Genomic DNA, 18,639 nt, shown 5'->3' with positions numbered 1-18,639 from the left:
CAGCGATGACCGAGCGGGACTTTCTGACAGCGAAGATCGAGCGGGGTTTCGACCACCTCGATGTGGACGGCAATGGCACGCTCACCGAGGACGACCACGTGGAGATGGGCCGCCGGGTGGCGGTCTCCCTCGGCCTCGCCGAGGGCTCCCCGGAGGCTGAGCGGATCACCGCCGCCTACACCGGTATCTGGCGGGAGGTGCACCTGCCGTTCGTCCCGCCCGGCAGCCAGGGGATTCCCAAGGACCAGTTCGTCGCCTCGACCCGTGCCCTGGCAGAGAACCCCGAGAAGGCCCGGACCGTCCTCGGCGGGCTTGCCGACACCTACCTGGCGATCGCCGACATCGATCAGGACGGCCAGATCGACCCGGCCGAGTTCCTCGCGTTCCAGCGGGGGCATTTCCCGCAGTTCGGCGAGGAGGAGGCCGCCGAGGCGTTCGCCCGCCTCGACACCGACGGGAACGGCGTGCTGTCGCCCGAGGAGTTCACCAACGCGGTGATCGAGTTCTGGTCCAGCTCGGATCCTGACGCCGTCGGCAACTGGTGGATGGGGCGCCCCTCGTTCCCTCCTCGCTGAGCCCTCCCGGCACCGACGTCCCGAACGGCCTCTGCCCCTGCCCGCCCCCCGCCACTACTGGCGGGGGGCAGGTCCTGAGTACGGCGACGTGGACGTCTCCGGTCGCCGGTTCGTCTGTCCGTGCTTGCGGCCGCGGAGACGGGGTACGCGCGTCTTCCGGAACGGCCTGGAGCCGCACGCGCGCGGAAGGAGACGTCATGCCCCCGAAGCCCGGATCCCGGCGGGCGTCAGCGGCCGACGACGGCGCGGCGGTCCGGCTGGTGCTGGTGCGCCACGCGAAGGCCGTGCGCAAGGACCGGCGGATCGACGACGTCGACCGCGAGCTGAGCAAGCGGGGCAGGCGCGACGCGCCCCGGACCGGCCACTGGCTCGCGGGCTGCGGGTTCAGACCCGACGTGGTGCTCTGCTCCCCGTCGCGCAGGACCCGCCAGACCTGGCGGCTCGCCGCTTCCGCGCTGGACGACCCGCCGCCCGTCGTCCACGACGAGCGGCTCTACAAGACCCCACCCGCCGAGCTGGCCTCCGTGCTGGCCGAGCGGAGCCCGGGCCTGCGTGTCGTGGTCCTCGTCGGCCACAACCCGGGGATCCGCCAGCTGGCCGCCGGCCTGTGCGGGAGCGGGCCTCCGGAGCTGCTGAAACGGGTGAGGGCGGGCTTCCCGACCTCGGGCGTGGTGCTGATCGAGCTGCCCGGGGGCTGGGAGTCGCTGGCCCCCGGCAGCGGGAGGGTGATCGCCTGCTGGTCACCGGCCGACTGATCCCGCCGCCCGGCCCGGTGGAAGTGGAAACGGAACACGACAGAAAGGCAGCCTCATGACTCCCTCCTTGGCCACCGCCTCCGGACTCGCCGCGTCCGGATCGTCCTCGCTGTTCCTGCTCCTGGTGGGAGTGGCGCTCGTCGCCGTGCTGATCGCCGCGTTCTGGTGGGGCTCACGGCGCGTCGCCCGCAGACGGCGCGACGCCCGGGTCGCCCAGCCGCCGCCCGCGGAGGCGAGGCGGGACTCCTGGTCGGCCCCGGAGCAGAGGCCGGAGTGACGAGGAGGGACGCGCGCGTCCCGCGACCGAAGGGAAACGGAGGAGAGAACATGGGCGAGCAGAAGCGGTACAGGACGGACGAGGACCGCGCCGGCCGGCCCCGCACCACGCCTGCCGACGCGGAAGGCGAGAGCGGCGACGAGGAGGCCCGTCGGGAGGCCGACGAGGCCGTGTCCTCCCGGGGACTTCCCGGCGGCCGGCGGGGTGCCGGCGAGCATCAGGGGACAGCCGGCGGTGAAGACCGCGAGGGCGCCGGCGGTCACGCCGCCAAGCATCAGAGCCCCGGGGTGGGGCGCGAGGAGCAGACGCGCGGGCACGACGGCTGACGGCCGCGCGCCCCCGCTACCGGGCCGACGGACTGTCCGCGGCCGCTCCCGCCCACCGGTGCCCCGCGCGGCACCGGTGGGCGGCCCCCGGGTTTCCGTCCGGCCGATCTCGGGTTGTGGGACGATGCAGTCCATGACTTGTACCCGAAGGGGCCGTGCCTCGTAGACCACCAGCTTTGCTTCGGCTTCGGGGGCGCGGCCGGCGCAGTCCCTGGTTGCGGTATCGCGATGTCCCGGGTCTGTCGGGAGCGGCGAATGCGGCTGTCCGTGTGTTCGAACGGGATCGATCGTGTCCGGGCATCGTGGCGGCGGCGCTGAGCGTGTGGTCCGTGCGCGTCCACGGCACGAGGCGCCGGTGGAGGCCGTGGGAGGAGGAGTTCACCTGCTTCTGCTGCGGCGAAGGTGGGGCCCGGGACCATCTGCAGGATGCCCTGTTCATGCTGCCCCCGAGGGCCGCCGGCGAACTGCGGGTGCAGGTCGAGCGCCTGGACGCGGCGCTCCTCCGGCGCACGTATCACGAGCCGTCGGAAGACCCGGAGTTGGCGTGGTGGCATCGCAGGTGCTGACCGCACTCGTGTCGCCCACAGGTTCGTCGGCTCGTGCGTGACCGGCCGGGGATCCGGCAGAGGCGGAGCGGCGACGTCCGGAGCCGCTCCTGCCCACGAGCGACGACCGCTGTGGGCAGGGGCGCGAGCACCCGTAGATGATCAACGGCATCCCGCAGCGGGTGCGAACCGGGTGTGCAGTGGCGTGGCCTGCCTGAACGCTACGGGCCGTGGAAGACCGTCTACGAGCACCACCGGCGCCGGTCGGCCGACGGAACCTGGGAACGGCTGCTCAGGTGAGGCGCTCGGTCGCTCCTGAGAAAGGTTCACCACCAAGATCCATCGGAGCGCGGACGGGCATGCCGCGTGCTTGCACTGGTACGTCTCAGCGGTGGCGCAGCCTGCCGAACAGGCGGCGGGCCTGGGCGCGCCTGCGCGGGTCGGCCGCGGCGCGGCGAAGGGACGCCGCCGCGCTGCGGCCCCGGGGGCTGCGGGCGAATCGCTTGATGCGGTCCAGCAGTGCGGTCATGGGTTTCTCCTCCGATGTCCGTGTCCTGACACGTCGTGTTGCCCCCGGGCGGCGGTCTCACACCCGCGGAGTATTGATGAGCCGTCAGGTGTGCTGTGGGGGGCGACTGTTCCTGTGCGCGAGCGAGGAGCGGTCGGTCATCGCCGTGGGCGGGCGCGCACGTTCTGCGGGGAGGCGGTCCCGGAGGATGGTCGAGGGCGCGACGTCGCGGTGGACGACGCGCCTCCTCGGCCGTGCAAGGGGGCGAGGGCCGAAGCGGGCAGACCCGTCCGGCAGGGCTCAGCGGGCGGGAGGACGCCTGGGCGACGCCGTCGCAGGGTCGTCCCCGGGGTGAGCCGCATCACCAGGAACGGCCGGCCGTCGTCGCGGCCCGTGTCGTGGACGGTCACCAGGCCGGCCGTCGGGCCTCGCACGTGGCACGGCCAGCGGTCCGGTGGGCGCCCGTTGGCGGGGGCTGCTTCACCGCCGGGGGCCGCGACCGCAGGCCCAGGGCCTCGTCCACGGCCGCCGCGCCACACCGGCTCCCTCGGGATGTTGCCTGCCGGCTGCCGGCGGGGCGGGGTCCGAGTGGCTTCGGGAAGGGGCGGAATGTTCCCGGGAGACCCGGGTACGCGGACACCGTCCAACCCGCAGGGGAGGAGCAACCAACCATGGGTCTGGGACTGTTCATCATCATGATCGCCGTCGGCGCCATCCTCGCGTTCGCGACCGACTGGGAGATCCAGGCGGTCGACCTCGATCTGGTCGGCCTGATCCTGATGGGCGTCGGCCTGCTCGGGACCGCCGTCTACACCAGCGTGTTGCGCCGCCGGCGCATGGTGGTCCCACCGGTGGCGCCCACGGTCACCGACGACGACCGTCGTGACCTGCTCTGAGGCGGCCCGCACGTCCGGCACCGCGCCCTGCACGAACACAGCGACAGAGGAGTGACAGCGATGACCGACCATCTGTGGTCCTTCAGCACCGAGTCCGGCCACCTGGCGGGTACCGACCTCACCGGGTGGCGCGTCGAGGCCTCCGACGGGCACATCGGCAAGGTGGACAAGCACTCCGACGAGGTGGACGACTCCTATCTCGTCGTCGACACGGGCATCTGGATCTTCGGCAAGGAGGTGCTCATCCCGGCGCGGGCGGTGACCCGCGTGGACCTGGAGGAGCAGACCCTCCACCTCGCCCTCTCGAAGGAGCAGGTGAAGGACTCGCCCGAGTTCGTCTCCGACAAGCACCTCGCGGACCGCCAGCGCCGCGAGGAGATCGAGCAGTACTACCGCACGTCCTGGCGCTTCCCGGGAGGCATGGGCGGCCTCTGACGGGCCGGTCCGCCCCCCGTACGCACAAGCTCAGCAGCACGTCCCCGACGGGGAGACGATCCCCGTCCGAGAGAAAGGTGTCGCCATGTCCCAGGTGGAGGAGTCGGTCGAGGTCGCGGTCCCGGTGCGCGCCGCGTACGACCAGTGGACCCAGTTCGAGACGTTCCCCCGCTTCATGGACGGAGTGGAACGGATCGAGCAGCGCACGGACACGCTCACCCACTGGATCACCGAGATCGGCGGGGTGCGGCGCGAGTTCGACGCCGTCATCACCGAGCAGATCCCGGACGAACGCGTCGCATGGACGACGGTCGAGGGCGAGGCCCGCCAGGCGGGCGTCGTCACGTTCCACCGCCTCGACGCGACGCGGACGAAGATCATGCTCCAGATGGAGTTCGACCCCGAAGGGCTGACGGAACAGGCGGGCGACAAGCTCGGGTTCGTCAAGCGCAAGGTGGCCGGCGACCTCAAACGGTTCAAGTCGTTCATCGAGGAGCGCGGGGGCCTGCAGACCGGCGGCTGGCGCGGATCGGTCTGAGGATCCGGCGCCGGCGCGCCCGGGGCGAGGGGGCGAGGGGCGACCCCCGCCCACCCCCGGGCCGCCCGCCCCCGCATGCGACCGGCCCGCCCGGGCCCCCTCCCGGTGCGGGCCGGTCGCATGCCCCGGCCGTCCCGCGGCCCTCCGCCGCGGCTCCCGACCGAGGGGCATGGATCCCGGTCGGCGGGGCAGACGGATCCCGAGCGAGGGACACGCTCGCGCCGGACGATCCACGGTTTCCCCCCTTGCCGTGGATCGGCGGCATCCGTGAGTGGCCCGCACCCCGAGGAGGCCCCGCCCGTCCGAGGGGACAGGCGGAAGCTCCGAGTCCTCGGGGTTTGACCCCGGGCTGAGCGGCAAGCCGAACTGGTAAGCCGCGGAGGCGGGGTGACGGACCATCGGCCCTCGGTCCGCGGATCCCACCCAGGAGGCGCTCATGTCGAACCGACGCGAGTCCTCGTCCGCGTGGCGCCTGGCGCCGCGCCCGGGGACGGGTCCACGCCCGCGCGCTCCGGAGGCCGCAGTCCCGTCCGAGGACCCCAGTGCCTCGGGCCGGAGCGGGGAGAGCCGTACGCACGCTCCCGCCGCGACCCCCCGACGCACCGCGCCGACGGGACGGGCAGCAGGGGCGGGAGGTCCCGCACGGGCGGGCCGACGGCCCCGCCACCGGTGACGGTGGCCACGCGCCCCCGCGCACGGCCGGTACGCCGCGGGCCTGACTCCGCAGCGTGCCGCGTCGGACGGAAGCCCCCATGCTTGACGGGGGCTTCCGCCGTGCGGCGGTGCGGTTCCGTTCCTGACCCGTGCTGTAGAGGAGGATCCTCATGGACGAACGAGACAGCGGTGCCGGCGGTGCTCCGGGCGGCGACCCGAGGGTGCGCCGACCCGGCGGCAAGACGTCAGAGCCGGCCACCAGCCCCCAGAGCGACACCGAGACCGACACCGACCCCAGCACCACCACCAGCACCGACCCCGGCTCCAGCACCACGAGCGGTGAGCACGACGGGCGGGGCGAGACCGAGCAGCAGCGGGCCGACCGGCGCTGGCAGGAGCTCCTCCAGGAGATCCGGGTGGCGCAGACCGGCGTGCAGATCCTCCTCGGCTTCCTCCTCACCGTGGTGTTCACCCCCCTCTTCCACGAGCTGCAGTCGACCGACAAGACGATCTACCTGGTCACGGTCGTCCTCGGGTCGCTGGCGACGGGCGCGCTGATCGGCCCCGTCTCCTTCCACCGGATCGTGTCGGGGCGGCGGGTCAAGCCCCAGGCCGTCGTCTGGGCCTCCCGACTCACCTTCACCGGCATCCTGCTGCTGCTCGCCACGCTGACGTCCGCCCTGTTCCTCATCCTGCGGGTGGCGACGCACGACCCGTACGTGCCCTGGCTGGTCTCCGGTGTCCTCGCCTGGTACCTGACCTGCTGGTTCGCCCTGCCCCTGTGGGTCCGCGCCCACTACGCCGACGGGAACTGACCGGACCGCGACGACGGAGAGGGGCGGCCCGCCGGGTGGCGGGCCGCCCCTCTCCGTGCCGGACGAGATCCGGCGGTCCCCCGCTCAGCTCGCGCCGGAGGGAAGGTTCTCCTTGATCTTGGCGATGGCGAAGCCCCACCCCTGCGACACCGTCGGCTTGCCCGGTACGGCCACCTCCGCCGGGTTGGTCAGCACGTCGAGGAGGACGGGGCCCGGGAGGGCGAGCGCCTTGCGCACGGCCTCGTCCAGTTCGCCCGGCGCGGTGACGCGGATGCCGGTCAGCCCGAGCGCCTCGGCCACCGCAGCGAAGTCGGGGTTGTCCAGCACCGTCCCGAACTCCGGCAGCCCCGCCTGCTCCTGCTCCAGCTTGACCATGCCGAGGCGGCGGTTGTCGAAGACGACGAGCTTGACCGGCAGCCGTTCGGAGCGGATGGTCATCAGGTCGCCGAGCAGCATGCCGAGGCCGCCGTCCCCGCAGAAGGCCACGACCTGCCGGTCCGGCGCCCACAGCTGCGCCCCGATGGCCTGGGGCATGGCGTTGGCCATGGAGCCGAGGTTGTAGGAGCCGATCAGCCGACGGGTGCCGCGCATCCTCACCAGCCGCGAGAGCCACACGGTGGCCATGCCGGTGTCCGAGGTGAAGATCGCGTCGTCGGCGGCGTGGCGGTCGACGGCCGCCGCGAGGGCCTCGGGACGGATGTCCGCCTCCCGGTTGTCGAACATGGCCCGTACGCGTCCCAGCAGCCGCCTGTCGTGGGCGGGGTCGGCCAGGTCGGCCTGGCCCTTCTGCCAGTCCGCGTACCGCTCGCGGGCCTCGTCGAGGTGGGAACGCGACGTCACGGGGGCGAGCAGCGGCAGCAGGGCCCGCAGCGTCGCGCCCACGTCCCCGGCGAGCCCGACGTCCACCGGGACGCGGCGCCCGAGGTGCTCCTCGCGGGTGTCGATCTGCACGACCCGGCAGTCCTCCGGGTACCAGTCCCGGTAGGGGAAGTCCGTCCCGAGCATGATCAGGGTGTCGCAGGAGTCCATGGCGTGGGCCGCGGCCGGATTGCCGATGAGGCCGGTCTGGCCGACCTCGTACGGGTTGTCGTCCTCGAAGCCCTCCTTGCCCTTCAGGGTCAGCACCATCGGCGCCGAGAGCAGTTCGGCGGCGGTCAGCACCTCCTCGCGGGCCTCCCGGGCTCCGCGCCCGACCAGGAGGGTGACCCGCGAGCCCCGGGCGATCGCCTCGGCCGCCTCGGCGAGCGCCGGGTCGTCGGGGCGCGTGACGGCGGGGCGCGGCAGCGCGAACCGCGTCGGCCGGTCCTCCTCGACCTCCCGGTCGCCGAGGTCGCCGGGGACGGTCAGGACCGCCACGCCGCGTCGGGTCACGGCCGCCCGCACCGCGGCCTCCAGCAGCCGGGGCATCTGGGAGGGGGAGGTCACGGTGGCCCGGTAGACGGCCACGTCCCGGAAGAGGAGGTCGTTGTCGACCTCCTGGAAGTAGTCCCCGCCCACCTCCGACAGGGGCACCTGGCCGCAGACGGCCAGGACCGGCGCCCCGCTCTTGGCAGCGTCGTACAGACCGTTGAGCAGGTGCACCGAGCCCGGTCCCACCGTGCCCATGCAGACGGCCGGCTCTCCGGAGAGCTGGGCGCGCGCCGAGGCGGCGAAGGCCGCCGCCTCCTCGTGGCGGAATCCGGTCCAGTCGATGCCCTCGGTGGTCCGGATGGCGTCGGTGAGCGGGTTGAGCGCGTCGCCGACCACGCCGAAGACGCGGTCGACGCCGAGGTCCGCGAGCCCGTCGACGATGACTTGTGCGACGGTACGGGGCATTGGGTCTCCTTTCGCTGTGGCTGTCGACCGGTGCACCGGAGGGTGAACCGGTCGGGATGAGCCGCTTTCCCGTCGCCTGCCCACGAGTCCGGAACCGATGCGGGCGGCGGGAGCGGACCGGGTGGGAACGGCTCCGGGCGCGCGCGGCGGGGCCCTGGGCCGGGAGCGACCAGGTTTAGCGTGCGGGAGTCCGGCGAGACGAAGCCCATGAGTGCTTCGGAGAACACCGGACGGAATCAGTTCCCCTGGACGGGCCCCTACGCCGTCCCGGACCATCCCGGCCTGATGCGGGTGGACGACCCCGACGTGGCGCGGACGGACGACCCCGACGTGGACGAGGGGTACGAGCCGGACGATCTCGGGGAGCCGCGCGTCCTGCCCGCGCCGTTCGCCGAGAAGGCCCGCGCGGCCGCGTACGTGGCCCGCGGCGCCGGGAGCGACCTGTGGTCCGCCGCGCGGGCGCACCGGACCGTGACGGCCGGTGCCGTCGCCGGCACGGCGGCGGCGCTCGCCCTCGCCTACGGGTGGGGGCGCCGGGCCGGGCGCCGGGCCGCGCGGCGCGACCTCGGTCCGGTGGCCCTGTTCTTCGGGCGCCGCGCCTGAGCGGGCGGCGCTCCCCGCCCGCGCGGGAGGCCGTGCGCGCCTGCCGTCCGGCCTTCCTCCTCCGCTTTTCGTCACCGTCCTCACGGAGGTCGATCCGCATGCTCCCCCTGCTGCTCGTGCTGCTGCTGGTCCTGCTCCTCTTCGGAGCCGGCTTCGCCGTCAAGGCGCTGTGGTGGGTCGCCGTCCTCGTGCTCGTCCTGTGGCTGCTGGGCTTCGTGGCCCGGCCGAAGGGCGGCACCGGCCGCTGGTACCGCTGGTAGACGGCCCCGCTGCGCGGCCGAGCCCGGCACTTCCGTCAGGAGAGTGCCGGGCTCGGCCGTGTGCTCAGCCGCTCAGCACCGAGTCGTCCTCGGGGCGCGCGCCCGGCAGGCGATGGCGGGCCGCGATCAGTGCCGCGTCCACGTCTCGCGTACCGGTGGCGACGCACAGCGTGTACGCGAGGTCGTCCATGCGCCGCCGTACCTCTTCGCCGCCGTTCTCGGCCCGGAGCACCTTGAGCGTCGCGTACTGCTCGATGAGATCGCGCAGGACCGCGGGGTGGGCCATCAGCACGTACTGCTCCCCTCGTCGTGGGGCGGGGGACCGCCCGGTTCGACGCCCGTGTACCCCGGCGGCGGTGTCGTACGCACTCCGCCGGGCGCCGGAGGGGACGGGTTCCGGCCGGATGACCGGCACCGGCCTCCTCTTGTCGATCACGGAAGGGTAGTGTCGTCATGATTGCCGTACGGCAACGATCCCGGCGGCTCACGCCGTCCCGGGGTGCGGTCGCCCGGCGCGTGGCGCGGGCCGTCCGGTCCGCGTGCGCCCGCTTGCCGGGAAAGGAGGATGGGCATGTCCGAGACGACGACCAGGGGCCTCTCCGGCCTGGAGCACCCCGGACCGGCCGCGGTGGTCTCGCCTGAACTCCGTCAGCCGCCGGCCGGGCTCACGGCCGTGCGGAACGGCGACCTCGCGATGCCGCCGGGAGTCCTGACCCAGGCCGCGTACGAGGAGAAGGAGCCGGGACGGGCTGGACCAGCCCCTCGCGCGCGGCAAGCCGGACACGGACGACGACCTGTGCGTGGCCGGTGTCCAGGTGTTCCGACCCCGACCGTCCACCCCGCGACCGTCCCCCCACGGAAAGCCCCCACGGAAAGCAGGAGACATGTCCGAGCGTGAACCGAACCTTGAAGTCGACGTCGAGATCCGCGACGGCCGCACGGCGGTGCTGACCGTGTCGGGCGAGCTGGACATGGAGACGGCGGACCGGCTGCGGGAGGTTCTGGCGGAGCAGTTCGGCCAGGGGCGGCGCCGTGTCGTGCTGGACCTGTCCGCCCTCGACTTCATGGACTCGTCGGGGCTGAACGTCCTGATCCAGGCGGTCATCAGGGCGCGGGAGGCCGGCGGTGACCTGTATCTCGCCGGGCCGACGCCGGCCGTGCGCCGCATCCTGGAGATCACCGGCGTGACGACGACGCTCCCGCCGCACGACGCCGTGGCGGACGCGCTGGCCGCCGCCGGCGACGCGAGGTAGCGGACGGGCGGCGGGGTCCCCGCGCACGGGGACCGGGCGCAGGAAAGAGGACGAGGAAGAGGAAGAGGAAGACCGTGTGCGAGATCGCCGAGATCGAGCAGGCGCTCCGCCGGGCGGCTCCGCACCGGCTCGTGGCGGTCGTCGAGGAAGCCCTCAGGGACCGCGGGGTGCTGCGGGTGGAACTCCGCATGGCCGACTACGGCCTGCGGACGCTCCAGCTCGTCGGGGACGTCTCGGGGGCGGACGTGTCGGTGCCGATCCACGACAGTCCCCAGGGGCGCGCCTTCGGCGCCCAGGAGCCGCACGTGGTCCGGGAGGCCGGGGCGCTGTGGCTGCATCTGCCCGTCACGGTCCGCGGGGACCGGCTGGGGGTGCTGACGGCCGAGCTGCCCCCGCGGGCGGACGTCGGGCCGCTGCTGCCGGCGCTCGCCCAGCTGTGCGAGGCGCTCGGGCACGAGATCCTGGTGGCGGAGCGCGACACGGACCTGTACGTCCTGGCGCGGCGCGCCACCCGGCTCACGCTCGCGGCGGAGATGCAGTGGCAGCTGCTGCCCGGCCGCTCCTGCGCCCGGCCCGAGTTCGCCCTCGCCGCCCATCTGGAGCCCGCCTACGCCATCTTCGGCGACAACTACGACTGGTCTGTCTCGGACGGCCGGCTGACCCTGACGGTCACCAACGGCATGGGTGAGGGCATCGAGGCCGCCCTGCTGACGAACCTCGCGATCAACGCGCTCCGCAACGCCCGCCGGGCCGGGCTCCCGCCGGCGGACCAGGCCGCACTGGCGGACCAGGCCGTGTACGCCCAGTACCGGGGCGATGCCTTCGTGTCGGTGCTGCTGCTCTGCTTCGACCTGGCCACGGGCGAGGTGGAGGCCGTGGACGCCGGCTCCCCCCGTCTGTGGCGGCAGCGGGGGCAGGTCGTGGAGCCCGTCGGGTTCGAGGCGCAGCTGCCCCTCGGCATGTTCGAGGACACCGTGTACGTACCGGAGCGCTTCTCGGTGCGGCCGGGCGACCGGTTGCTGTTCGGAAGCGACGGCGTGTACGCGGCCGTCTCGCCGGCCGGCGAGAGCTACGGGGACCGGGCGCTGGCCCGGGCGCTGCGGGGGACGCGACTGCTGCCGCCCACGCAGGTGCCGCAGGCGGTGCTCCGGGAGCTCGCCGTGCACCACGGCGGCAGCCCGCTGGAGGACGACGCCCTGGTCGTCTGCCTCGACTGGTACGGCACCACGTCAACAGTTGCCGCGTGACAACTGTATGGTGGGATCAACACCTGGCGGGTGCCCGGAAGAACCCCGTCGAGGACGACCAGAGGTGGCAATGAGGACATGGGGTGTGCGCCCGGCCGGAGCCGGAGTCACGCGGGGATCAGGCCGAACTGACGTCCTTCAGCGGCGTGCGGGCCGGTGACGAGGCGGTCGCCCCGGTCCTTCCCACGGCCTCGTGGAACCCCGCGAGTCCGCGCAGCAGCGCCTTGCGGCTCGCCGGTGACATGCCCGCGATGACCGCGAGCAGGGCCTCCTCACGCTGGACCCTGAGGTCCCGCAGGTACGCCTTGCCGTGCGCGGTCAGGTGCAGCTCCAGCTGCCGACGGCTCACGGGGCTGGGCAGCCGCTGCACGAATCCCAGCGCCTCCAGCCGGTCGCACATGCGGCTCACCGAGGGCGGTGCGGAGCCGAGCAGCTCGCCCAGGGTCCGCAGGCTGATGCCCTCCTCGCGGTCCAGGCTGTACAGCACGCGCAGCTGACTCGCCGAGACGGGTGTCGACGACACCATGTCCCGGCCGCGCTCCCACAGCACCTCCAGCAGCTCGATGAGCTCCCGGGCGGACTCCGCCGTCCGCTGCGGTTCCCGTGACGGCGGGGCGGGGTTGCCGTTCATGCCTGCCGACCCTCCTCGGACACCCAGGGCCGGGGACGGCGGCATCGCGACGGTCCGGTCATCTCCCCATCTCCCCATCTCCCCAGAAGGCGGTACGGATCCGGTGGATCGGCACGTGACGGTGGAAGGCGCACTGCGCCGGGCGGCACCACACCTCCTCCTGGACTCCCTCCGTACCTGTCTCGCGGACCTGTACGCCGCGATCTCCGCCGACCTGCTGCTCGTCGACTACGGCTTCACGACCCTGCGCCCCGTGGAGCCCGTCCAGACACCTGCCGGGATGCCGCACGTGCCCGTGGACACGGGCCCCGCCGGCCGCGTCTTCCGCACCCAGCAACCATATCTTTTCCGTGATGTCGGGCCCACGGCGACCGTTCACCTGCCCGTCACGGTCCGCGGCGACCGGTTCGGCGTGCTGGTCGTCGACCTGCCCGCGGACCGGTCCGGTCCGGAGACCACCGCGAGCCTCGCCCGGGTCGCCGAGACCCTCGGACACGCCCTGCGCGTCGCCGACCGGCACACCGACCTGTACCGCCGCACCCGCAGGACCCACGCCCTCAGCGTCGCCGGGGAGATGCAGTGGGACACCCTGCCGGGCCGGGCCTGCTCGGCACCGGCCTTCGACCTCCACGCCCACTGGGAGCCCGCCTACACCTCCGGAGGGCACCTCCTGGACTGGAGCGCCACCGAGCGGGACCTGGTGATCGTCGTCGCCGACGGCGCCGGTCCCGGCACCCCGGCCGCCCTGGCGAGCACCCTCGCGCTGACGGCGACCCGCAACGCCCGGCGGGCCGGGCTCGACCTGGTGACCCAGGCCAGCCTCACCGACCAGGCGCTCTACGGCCAGTACCGCGGCGAGCAGCCGCTCTCCGCCCTGCTGCTCCGGCTCGACCTGGCCACCGGCGAGGCCGAGGTGGTGGACGCCGGGTCACCGACGCTCTGGCGCGTCCGCGACGACGTGGCCGAGCGCGTCGAGCTCGACCGCCAACTGCCCCTGGGGATGTTCGAGGACACCGTCTACTCCCCCCAGCGCCTGCGCCTCCGGCGCGGCGACCGGCTGGTCTTCGTCGCCCGCGGCGCCGGAGAGCCGACGGCCGGCGCCGGGCACGAGGCGCCGGACGGTCCCGTCGCCCGCGCCCTCACCGGCGCGCGCCACCGCGAGGCCGCGGATCTCCCCCGGGCCGTCGTACGGGCGCTGCTCGGGACACCCCGTGGCGCGCCGGACGCCGTCCTCGTACTCTGTCTCGACTGGCGCGGCCACGAGGCCGGACGCCCGGACGAGGAGCCCGCACCGGCCGCGTGCGCGGCCCCCTGACGCGCGGTCGGCGGGTGTGATCCGCGTTGCGGGCGGTGTGGGAACCATGAACAGGGGAAAGCGGGTACGAGGAGGCCGACCGCCGACCCGGGACGAGGGGAGTACCAGCGCCATGACGGACGCGATCACCGCGGAGCGCGCGGTCCCTGAGCCCTTGCTGTCCGCGGGCGTCGTCTACGGCGACGCCTCCCGCGGCGGGGCGATCGCGTCGGCGCGCGCCTTCACGGCGGAGTTCCTCGCGGCCGCCCCGGCCGTGCTGCACGGACCGGTCGGCGACGAGCGCGTCGAGATCGCGCAGCTGGTGGTCAGCGAGCTGGTCACCAACGCGATCCGGCACACGGACGGTCCCTGCCGGCTCCTCCTCGAACTGGGCCACGACGTCCTGGAGATCTCGGTCTTCGACCAGGAGGACGCCGCCCCCGTGCCCCGTGGACACGACCCCCGCCGCATCGGCCAGCACGGCGTCGAGATCGTCGTCGCCGTCTGCGAGAGCCTGACCGTGGAGCCCGCTCCGGAGGGCAAGCGGGTCCGCGCCCGCCTCTCCCTGCTGCCGTAGCGCACCGGCCCGGCGCACCCGGGGAACCGGCGATCCCGTGGGCACACCGGCACCTCGCCCGGCCCGCCGCTGCGGCTGCGGCTGCGGCTGCGCCAGGGGCGAGCGCGGGCACGGTTCGCGTACCGGGCCGTGCCGGCGGGCCCTCCTGGCATGCCGCGGACGATCTTCACCGCATCGGCGCATCCGCCACGACGGTACGAGGTGTAACAGGGGCGGGACGGGACAAGCGGACACCGCACCCGCTCGCTGACAGCCCCTCAGCAGGAGGACCTCATGCCGCAGCCTTCCGTCGCACCACTGCCCGCGCCCCGCGCCCTCACCCGGCCCATGGCCATGGACCTGTTCACGTCGGACGCGGTCGTCCGGATCGACACCACCGTCGGCTACGACTCCCGCGACCCCCACGCCCTGAGCATCGCCTTCCATCTCCTCGGCGCGGAACCGGTGGTGTGGTACATGGACCGCGAGATGATCCTCGCCGGATCGCTCGGCCCCACCGGCGACGGCGACGTCAGGATCCGCCCCACCCCCGACGGCGGACTCCTGATCCAGCTCGGGCCGGAGGAACAGTGCGCCGTCGTCGGCTGCGAACAGGAGGCGCTCGGCCGCTTCGTGCGCCACACCTTCGTCCTGGTGCCGCAGGGCACGGAGGAACGCCACATCGACTGGCGGCCGCTGCTCGCGTCCCTGGGGCGCTGACGTGCGGCGGGGAGCGGTTCCCTCAGCCAGGCCGGCCGCGGGCGGCCGGGCGGAAACAGGCCGTGACGTCCTTGCCCCGCGGGCAGGGACGGGTCCGCACGTCGTCGGCGAGCGCGTCGACGAGCAGCAGTCCGCGCCCGCCCAGCGCGCCGTCGTCCGGACTGCGCTGCTCGGGCACCAGCGGGGAGGCGTCGTGCACGGTGACGTGCAGGCACTCCTCGTCCCAGGTGAGGATCAGCTGCGCGTCGCTGCGCGCGTGCACATGGGCGTTGGTGACGAGTTCGGAGACCGTCAGCACGACGGAGTCCGCCACGTCGGGGGCGGTTCGGTCCCAGCCGAGCGCCGCCAGGTGCTCGCGCGTCCAGTCCCGGGCCGTCTTCACGCTGCTGCCCATCGGCAGCGACCGCGCCCAGCCGACGGCCTTCATCGAGGGATCCCGTGTCATGTCTCTCCTTCGGACGGTGGGTCAGGGATTCCGTCTGCCCCTCGCCCGGAGGGGAAAAACCGACCGCGAATCCATGACGGTTCGACAGGTCTGGACGGCGGAAGTCGGGGTAGGCGGCCAGTCTCGGGCCACGCATCCCGATGAGGAACACACGTGAAAGGGGACAGGTGTGACGATCACCACGATGTCGAAGGCGGGAGTCGAGTCCGGAGCGGGGACGCTGCCGCAGATCCCGGACACGTTGGCGGTCGCGCCCAAGGACGCGAGGGCCCTGTCGAAGGTCTTCTTCCAGGAGCTCGCGACGCTGGAGGAGGGGACGCACGCGTACCAGTACGCGCGGAACACCCTCATCGAGATGAACATGAGCCTGGTCCGCTACGCCGCCGGGCGCTTCCGGCACCGGGCCGACGAGATGGAGGACATCGTCCAGGTCGGCATGATCGGCCTGATCAAGGCGATCGACCGGTTCGAGCTGTCGCGCGAGGTCGAGTTCGTCACCTTCGCCGTCCCCTACATCGTCGGCGAGATCAAGCGGTTCTTCCGGGACACCTCCTGGGCGGTGCACGTTCCGCGCAGGCTCCAGGAGGCGCGGGTGGAGCTGGCCAAGGCGACCGAGGAACTCAGCACGCGCCTCGGGCGGATGCCGACGGTCAAGGAGCTGGCCGAACTGATGAGCCTCAGCGAGGAGGAGGTCACCGAGGCGCGGCTGGCCTCCAACGGCTACAACTCCTCGTCGCTCGACGCCGCCCTCAGCGGCGAGGACGAGGACGGCGACGCCTCGCTGGCCGACTTCATCGGCACCGAGGACCCCGCCATGGAGCTGGTGGAGGACTTCCACTCGCTGGCCCCGCTCATCGCCGACCTCGACGAGCGGGACCGCCAGATCATCCACCTGCGGTTCGTCGAGGAACTGACCCAGGCGCAGATCGGTGAGCGGCTGGGCTGCTCGCAGATGCACGTGTCGCGGCTCCTCGCGCGCACCGTGAAGCGCCTGCGCGAGGGGCTGCTGGGCACCGGCGCCGACTGACCGGGCCGGGCGGCCGGCGGTGGCGCTCTCATCCGTCGGCTCCCCCGGCCGGGGCGTGGTCGGGGTGGCCGGGCGTGCGGCGCTCCCTCTGGAGCCGGGCCTCGAAGCGGTGCTCCCGGCCGCCGGACAGGGCCGCGACCGCGGTGCGCTCCAGCTGCCGGAACGGCTCGTAGTAGGTCTCGTTGTAGGCGTCGACGATCTGGTACGTCCAGTGGCCCGGCATGACGTTGCGTCCCAGGATCTCCGTCTCCACCCGGTCCGCCCAGGCGTGGTGCCCGGCCTCCCGCAGGAGCCGGACCGCCCGGTCGAGCTCGAAGTCCGCGGTGCCGGTCAGCTGGTGGAATCCGTACAGGTGGCCCCGGGCGCGCTCCGCGGTCTCCAGCGCCTTGGACAGCGAGCCGAGGGCGTCGACCGTGGTGGCGTCGGGGGCGGCGGGGGCGGGGGCGTCCCGGTCGTGGTCGTGAGTGCTCATGGAAGCCTCTTGCCCCGTCGGCGGGCCGACACGGGCGTGTCGGCCCGCGCGTCCCCCGGACGGCCCGACCCGCCCCGACCGAGAAAACCGCCGCCGCTGTGGCGACCCGGAGCGGCGGCGCCGAGAATAAGGAGACCGGACCGTGTGCCGGACCGGTGGCGTGCAGGGATTCAGGTGATCGCGTATGTGTCGGTGGCTCGCGTACCGGGGGACGCCGGTGCTGCTCGAAACGCTCCTCTACCGTCCGGCCCCCTCCCTGATCGACCAGAGCCTGCACGCGAAGATGGGCGTGGAGACGACCAACGGCGACGGTTTCGGCATCGGCTGGTACTCGCGGCACGCCGACACGCCGGCGCTGCTGCGGGAGGTCGGCCCCGCGTGGAACAACCGCAATCTGCGCGAGCTGGCGGACCACGTCGAGTCCCCGCTCTTCTTCGCCCACATCAGGGCGTCGACCGGAACGGCCGTGCAGCAGGCGAACTGCCACCCCTTCCGGCACGGCCGCTGGATGTTCATGCACAACGGCGCCATCGCGGGTTTCCCGCTGCTGCGGCGCGACCTGACCCTGCTCGTCGACCCCGCGCTCTACGCGGACATCGAGGGCACGACGGACTCCGAGGTGATGTTCTACCTGGCCCTCACCTACGGCCTCGACGACGACCCGCCCGCGGCCGTCGCCAGGATGGCGGGCGTCGTCGAGCGGGTCGGACGCGCACACGGGGTGGAACACCCCCTCCAGATGACGCTCGCCCTCACGAACGGCGAGCGCGTCTGGGTCTTCCGCTACTCCACCGCCCGGGCGTCCCGTTCGCTCTTCTACAGCAGGCGGGTGGACGCGCTGCGCCGGCTCCACCCCGACGTCGCGTTCCTGCAGGGCATCTCGGAGGGGACCCGTCTCGTCGTCTCCGAGCCCCTGGGGGACCTGCCGGGCGCCTGGAACGAGGTGCCGGAGAACAGCTACGGCGTCGTCCAGCCGGGCGAGGACGAACTCCACCGCTTCGCCCCGGCGGCGGCCTGACCGGCGGGGGTGCGCGCGCCGCCGAGGAAGGCGGTGAGCCCGGCGTCGAAGTCCAGGGCGGACGGGACGAAGAGGACGGTTCGGTCCGGCGCGACGTACACCTTGCCGCCGCCGCGACCGGCCTGGACGGCGCACACGCCCGCGCCGTCCGCCAGCTCGACCACGTTCACCCGGGAAGCCGGCGCGAGGCCGAGGAACGCCCTGCCGACCTCGGCCAGGTGTTCCGCGCCGGTCCTCGGCGGTGGGGGCGGAGGAGGCGGGCCGGGCGCGAACGGCCTCAGGTCCCGGGGCTTGCAGCCGCAGCCGCCGGGCGGCCGCGCGCGGGGGCTCGCCTCCCCCCGCTCGGGGAAGCACGCCGCCTCGTCGCTGTGCACGTGGACCTGGCCCCCGCACGGCGGGCCGCCGAACGCCGGCCGGCGGCACACGACCTCCCGCCCGCAGTGCGCGCACCGCATGGCGTCTCCTCGTCCCTCGCCCGCTCCCATGCCGGCTCCTCAGCTCGCCTCGACGCCGCGGGCCGCGAAGGTCTCCCACTTGCCCGGGGCGACGAGGACGCCGGCGTCCACGGCGGTGACGCGCCTCAGGTTCGGCAGCAGCGCGAGGTCGTCGAGGGAGCGGATGTCGAAGAGGTCGTCCTCGCCGTCCCAGGCCGGGGCGCAGTGGCGGTAGACCTCCAGGCCGGCGTCGAAGCAGAGCGTCTCGACCTCGGCCAGGTGCTCGTCGCCGATCACCAGGTCCTCGAAGAAGGCGCGCGACTCGTCGAGGACCTCGTCGTCGAGGTCGTTCTCCAGCACGTACGCCGCGGGTATGCCGATCCCCCGCTCCCGCATGCGGGCATCGAGGTCGAAGGCGGGCGCGAGGAGCTCGCGCCGGTACATGAGCACCTCGATCACGGCGAGCTTGAAGTTGAAGTCCTTGAATGCGGCCATGCGGCAGATGTACCACGCGGCTCCGACAGCGACGGGGCCGCCGGT

At 73.4% G+C, this 18,639-nt stretch carries 25 protein-coding genes and 1 pseudogene; 18 read left to right on the top strand and 8 right to left on the bottom strand.

Going from position 1 to position 18,639, the window contains the following annotated elements:
• The first annotated feature begins 5 nt into the window (after window positions 1-5).
• The 5 genes and pseudogenes from ABFY03_RS32390 to ABFY03_RS37970 form a co-directional block, all read left to right on the top strand.
• Window positions 6-575 (top strand): EF-hand domain-containing protein, encoded by a 570-nt coding sequence (locus tag ABFY03_RS32390; RefSeq protein ID WP_346171510.1) that lies wholly within the window; start codon window positions 6-8, stop codon window positions 573-575.
• Between the two features lie 197 nt (window positions 576-772).
• Window positions 773-1,330, top strand: a complete 558-nt coding sequence (locus ABFY03_RS32385; protein ID WP_319010553.1) for a SixA phosphatase family protein — start codon at window positions 773-775, stop codon at window positions 1,328-1,330.
• Between the two features lie 55 nt (window positions 1,331-1,385).
• The gene (locus tag ABFY03_RS32380) at window positions 1,386-1,607 is read left to right on the top strand and encodes a DUF6479 family protein (RefSeq protein ID WP_319010552.1); all 222 of its coding nucleotides are present in this window, start codon (window positions 1,386-1,388) and stop codon (window positions 1,605-1,607) included.
• Window positions 1,608-1,657: 50 nt separating this feature from the next.
• Window positions 1,658-1,933: a hypothetical protein gene (locus ABFY03_RS32375; protein WP_346171509.1), complete on the top strand. Its 276-nt coding sequence runs from the start codon at window positions 1,658-1,660 to the stop codon at window positions 1,931-1,933.
• Window positions 1,934-2,666: 733 nt separating this feature from the next.
• Window positions 2,667-2,772: pseudogene (locus ABFY03_RS37970) on the top strand (transposase); the annotation flags it as partial.
• 91 nt (window positions 2,773-2,863) lie between these two features.
• Here the strand turns inward: ABFY03_RS37970 and ABFY03_RS32365 are convergent.
• Window positions 2,864-3,007, bottom strand: coding sequence for a hypothetical protein (locus ABFY03_RS32365; protein WP_319010550.1), 144 nt, complete (start codon window positions 3,005-3,007; stop codon window positions 2,864-2,866).
• Window positions 3,008-3,657: 650 nt separating this feature from the next.
• On the opposite strand from ABFY03_RS32365, the gene ABFY03_RS32360 reads away from it, so the two are divergent.
• From ABFY03_RS32360 to ABFY03_RS32345, 4 genes are all read left to right on the top strand, one after another.
• Entirely contained in the window at window positions 3,658-3,882 is a 225-nt protein-coding gene (locus ABFY03_RS32360) for a DUF6458 family protein (protein ID WP_031004216.1), read from the top strand.
• 60 nt (window positions 3,883-3,942) lie between these two features.
• Complete coding sequence (locus ABFY03_RS32355; RefSeq protein WP_319010549.1) at window positions 3,943-4,317, top strand: PRC-barrel domain-containing protein; 375 nt, start codon at window positions 3,943-3,945, stop codon at window positions 4,315-4,317.
• Between the two features lie 85 nt (window positions 4,318-4,402).
• The gene (locus tag ABFY03_RS32350; protein WP_319010548.1) at window positions 4,403-4,855 is read left to right on the top strand and encodes an SRPBCC family protein; all 453 of its coding nucleotides are present in this window, start codon (window positions 4,403-4,405) and stop codon (window positions 4,853-4,855) included.
• A gap of 824 nt (window positions 4,856-5,679) precedes the next feature.
• Window positions 5,680-6,324: a DUF6328 family protein gene (locus tag ABFY03_RS32345; protein WP_346171508.1), complete on the top strand. Its 645-nt coding sequence runs from the start codon at window positions 5,680-5,682 to the stop codon at window positions 6,322-6,324.
• Between the two features lie 84 nt (window positions 6,325-6,408).
• Here ABFY03_RS32345 and ABFY03_RS32340 read toward each other — a convergent pair whose 3' ends face one another.
• Window positions 6,409-8,139: a thiamine pyrophosphate-dependent enzyme gene (locus tag ABFY03_RS32340; RefSeq protein WP_319010547.1), complete on the bottom strand. Its 1,731-nt coding sequence runs from the start codon at window positions 8,137-8,139 to the stop codon at window positions 6,409-6,411.
• Window positions 8,140-8,346: 207 nt separating this feature from the next.
• Between ABFY03_RS32340 and ABFY03_RS32335 the strand changes: the two genes are divergently transcribed.
• Window positions 8,347-8,742 carry a hypothetical protein gene (locus ABFY03_RS32335; RefSeq protein WP_319010546.1) on the top strand — a complete coding sequence of 132 codons (396 nt, stop codon included), beginning with the start codon at window positions 8,347-8,349 and terminating at the stop codon, window positions 8,740-8,742.
• 98 nt (window positions 8,743-8,840) lie between these two features.
• Window positions 8,841-9,002, top strand: coding sequence for a hydrophobic protein (locus ABFY03_RS32330; RefSeq protein WP_319010545.1), 162 nt, complete (start codon window positions 8,841-8,843; stop codon window positions 9,000-9,002).
• A gap of 64 nt (window positions 9,003-9,066) precedes the next feature.
• On the opposite strand, the gene ABFY03_RS32325 is transcribed toward ABFY03_RS32330, so the two are convergent.
• The gene (locus ABFY03_RS32325; RefSeq protein WP_319010544.1) at window positions 9,067-9,294 is read right to left on the bottom strand and encodes a DUF5133 domain-containing protein; all 228 of its coding nucleotides are present in this window, start codon (window positions 9,292-9,294) and stop codon (window positions 9,067-9,069) included.
• Window positions 9,295-9,886: 592 nt separating this feature from the next.
• Between ABFY03_RS32325 and ABFY03_RS32320 the strand changes: the two genes are divergently transcribed.
• Window positions 9,887-10,255 (top strand): STAS domain-containing protein, encoded by a 369-nt coding sequence (locus ABFY03_RS32320; protein ID WP_319010543.1) that lies wholly within the window; start codon window positions 9,887-9,889, stop codon window positions 10,253-10,255.
• Between the two features lie 74 nt (window positions 10,256-10,329).
• Window positions 10,330-11,502: a PP2C family protein-serine/threonine phosphatase gene (locus ABFY03_RS32315; RefSeq protein WP_346171507.1), complete on the top strand. Its 1,173-nt coding sequence runs from the start codon at window positions 10,330-10,332 to the stop codon at window positions 11,500-11,502.
• A gap of 118 nt (window positions 11,503-11,620) precedes the next feature.
• Here ABFY03_RS32315 and ABFY03_RS32310 read toward each other — a convergent pair whose 3' ends face one another.
• Window positions 11,621-12,133: a MarR family winged helix-turn-helix transcriptional regulator gene (locus ABFY03_RS32310; protein ID WP_319010541.1), complete on the bottom strand. Its 513-nt coding sequence runs from the start codon at window positions 12,131-12,133 to the stop codon at window positions 11,621-11,623.
• A gap of 115 nt (window positions 12,134-12,248) precedes the next feature.
• Here ABFY03_RS32310 and ABFY03_RS32305 point away from each other — a divergent pair, with 115 nt between their 5' ends.
• From ABFY03_RS32305 to ABFY03_RS32295, 3 genes are all read left to right on the top strand, one after another.
• Window positions 12,249-13,448, top strand: a complete 1,200-nt coding sequence (locus tag ABFY03_RS32305; protein WP_319010540.1) for a PP2C family protein-serine/threonine phosphatase — start codon at window positions 12,249-12,251, stop codon at window positions 13,446-13,448.
• A 112-nt stretch (window positions 13,449-13,560) separates the two neighbouring features.
• A complete protein-coding gene (locus ABFY03_RS32300) occupies window positions 13,561-14,004 on the top strand; it encodes an ATP-binding protein (protein ID WP_319010539.1) in 444 nt (147 codons plus the stop codon).
• A gap of 273 nt (window positions 14,005-14,277) precedes the next feature.
• Entirely contained in the window at window positions 14,278-14,703 is a 426-nt protein-coding gene (locus tag ABFY03_RS32295) for an SsgA family sporulation/cell division regulator (protein ID WP_346171506.1), read from the top strand.
• 22 nt (window positions 14,704-14,725) lie between these two features.
• Here the strand turns inward: ABFY03_RS32295 and ABFY03_RS32290 are convergent, their stop codons facing one another.
• Window positions 14,726-15,148 (bottom strand): ATP-binding protein, encoded by a 423-nt coding sequence (locus ABFY03_RS32290; protein WP_319010537.1) that lies wholly within the window; start codon window positions 15,146-15,148, stop codon window positions 14,726-14,728.
• A gap of 169 nt (window positions 15,149-15,317) precedes the next feature.
• Here ABFY03_RS32290 and ABFY03_RS32285 point away from each other — a divergent pair, with 169 nt between their 5' ends.
• Entirely contained in the window at window positions 15,318-16,175 is an 858-nt protein-coding gene (locus ABFY03_RS32285) for an RNA polymerase sigma factor SigF (RefSeq protein ID WP_386723796.1), read from the top strand.
• Window positions 16,176-16,203: 28 nt separating this feature from the next.
• Here ABFY03_RS32285 and ABFY03_RS32280 read toward each other — a convergent pair whose 3' ends face one another.
• Window positions 16,204-16,647, bottom strand: coding sequence for a hypothetical protein (locus tag ABFY03_RS32280; protein WP_346171505.1), 444 nt, complete (start codon window positions 16,645-16,647; stop codon window positions 16,204-16,206).
• 184 nt (window positions 16,648-16,831) lie between these two features.
• Here ABFY03_RS32280 and ABFY03_RS32275 point away from each other — a divergent pair, with 184 nt between their 5' ends.
• A complete protein-coding gene (locus ABFY03_RS32275) occupies window positions 16,832-17,665 on the top strand; it encodes a class II glutamine amidotransferase (protein ID WP_319010535.1) in 834 nt (277 codons plus the stop codon).
• Here the strand turns inward: ABFY03_RS32275 and ABFY03_RS32270 are convergent.
• Both ABFY03_RS32270 and ABFY03_RS32265 read right to left on the bottom strand, forming a co-directional pair.
• Window positions 17,605-18,120 (bottom strand): hypothetical protein, encoded by a 516-nt coding sequence (locus tag ABFY03_RS32270; RefSeq protein WP_346171504.1) that lies wholly within the window; start codon window positions 18,118-18,120, stop codon window positions 17,605-17,607. The genes ABFY03_RS32275 and ABFY03_RS32270 overlap by 61 nt on opposite strands.
• Before the next feature lie 39 nt (window positions 18,121-18,159).
• The gene (locus tag ABFY03_RS32265; RefSeq protein ID WP_346171503.1) at window positions 18,160-18,594 is read right to left on the bottom strand and encodes a DUF6892 domain-containing protein; all 435 of its coding nucleotides are present in this window, start codon (window positions 18,592-18,594) and stop codon (window positions 18,160-18,162) included.
• Window positions 18,595-18,639 lie beyond the last annotated feature (45 nt).

Origin of the sequence: Streptomyces roseofulvus, from assembly GCF_039534915.1 — a bacterium.
GTDB lineage: Bacteria > Actinomycetota > Actinomycetes > Streptomycetales > Streptomycetaceae > Streptomyces > Streptomyces roseofulvus.
Note: the sequence above shows the minus strand (reverse complement) of the source record. Positions and strands in the feature narration are given on the sequence as shown.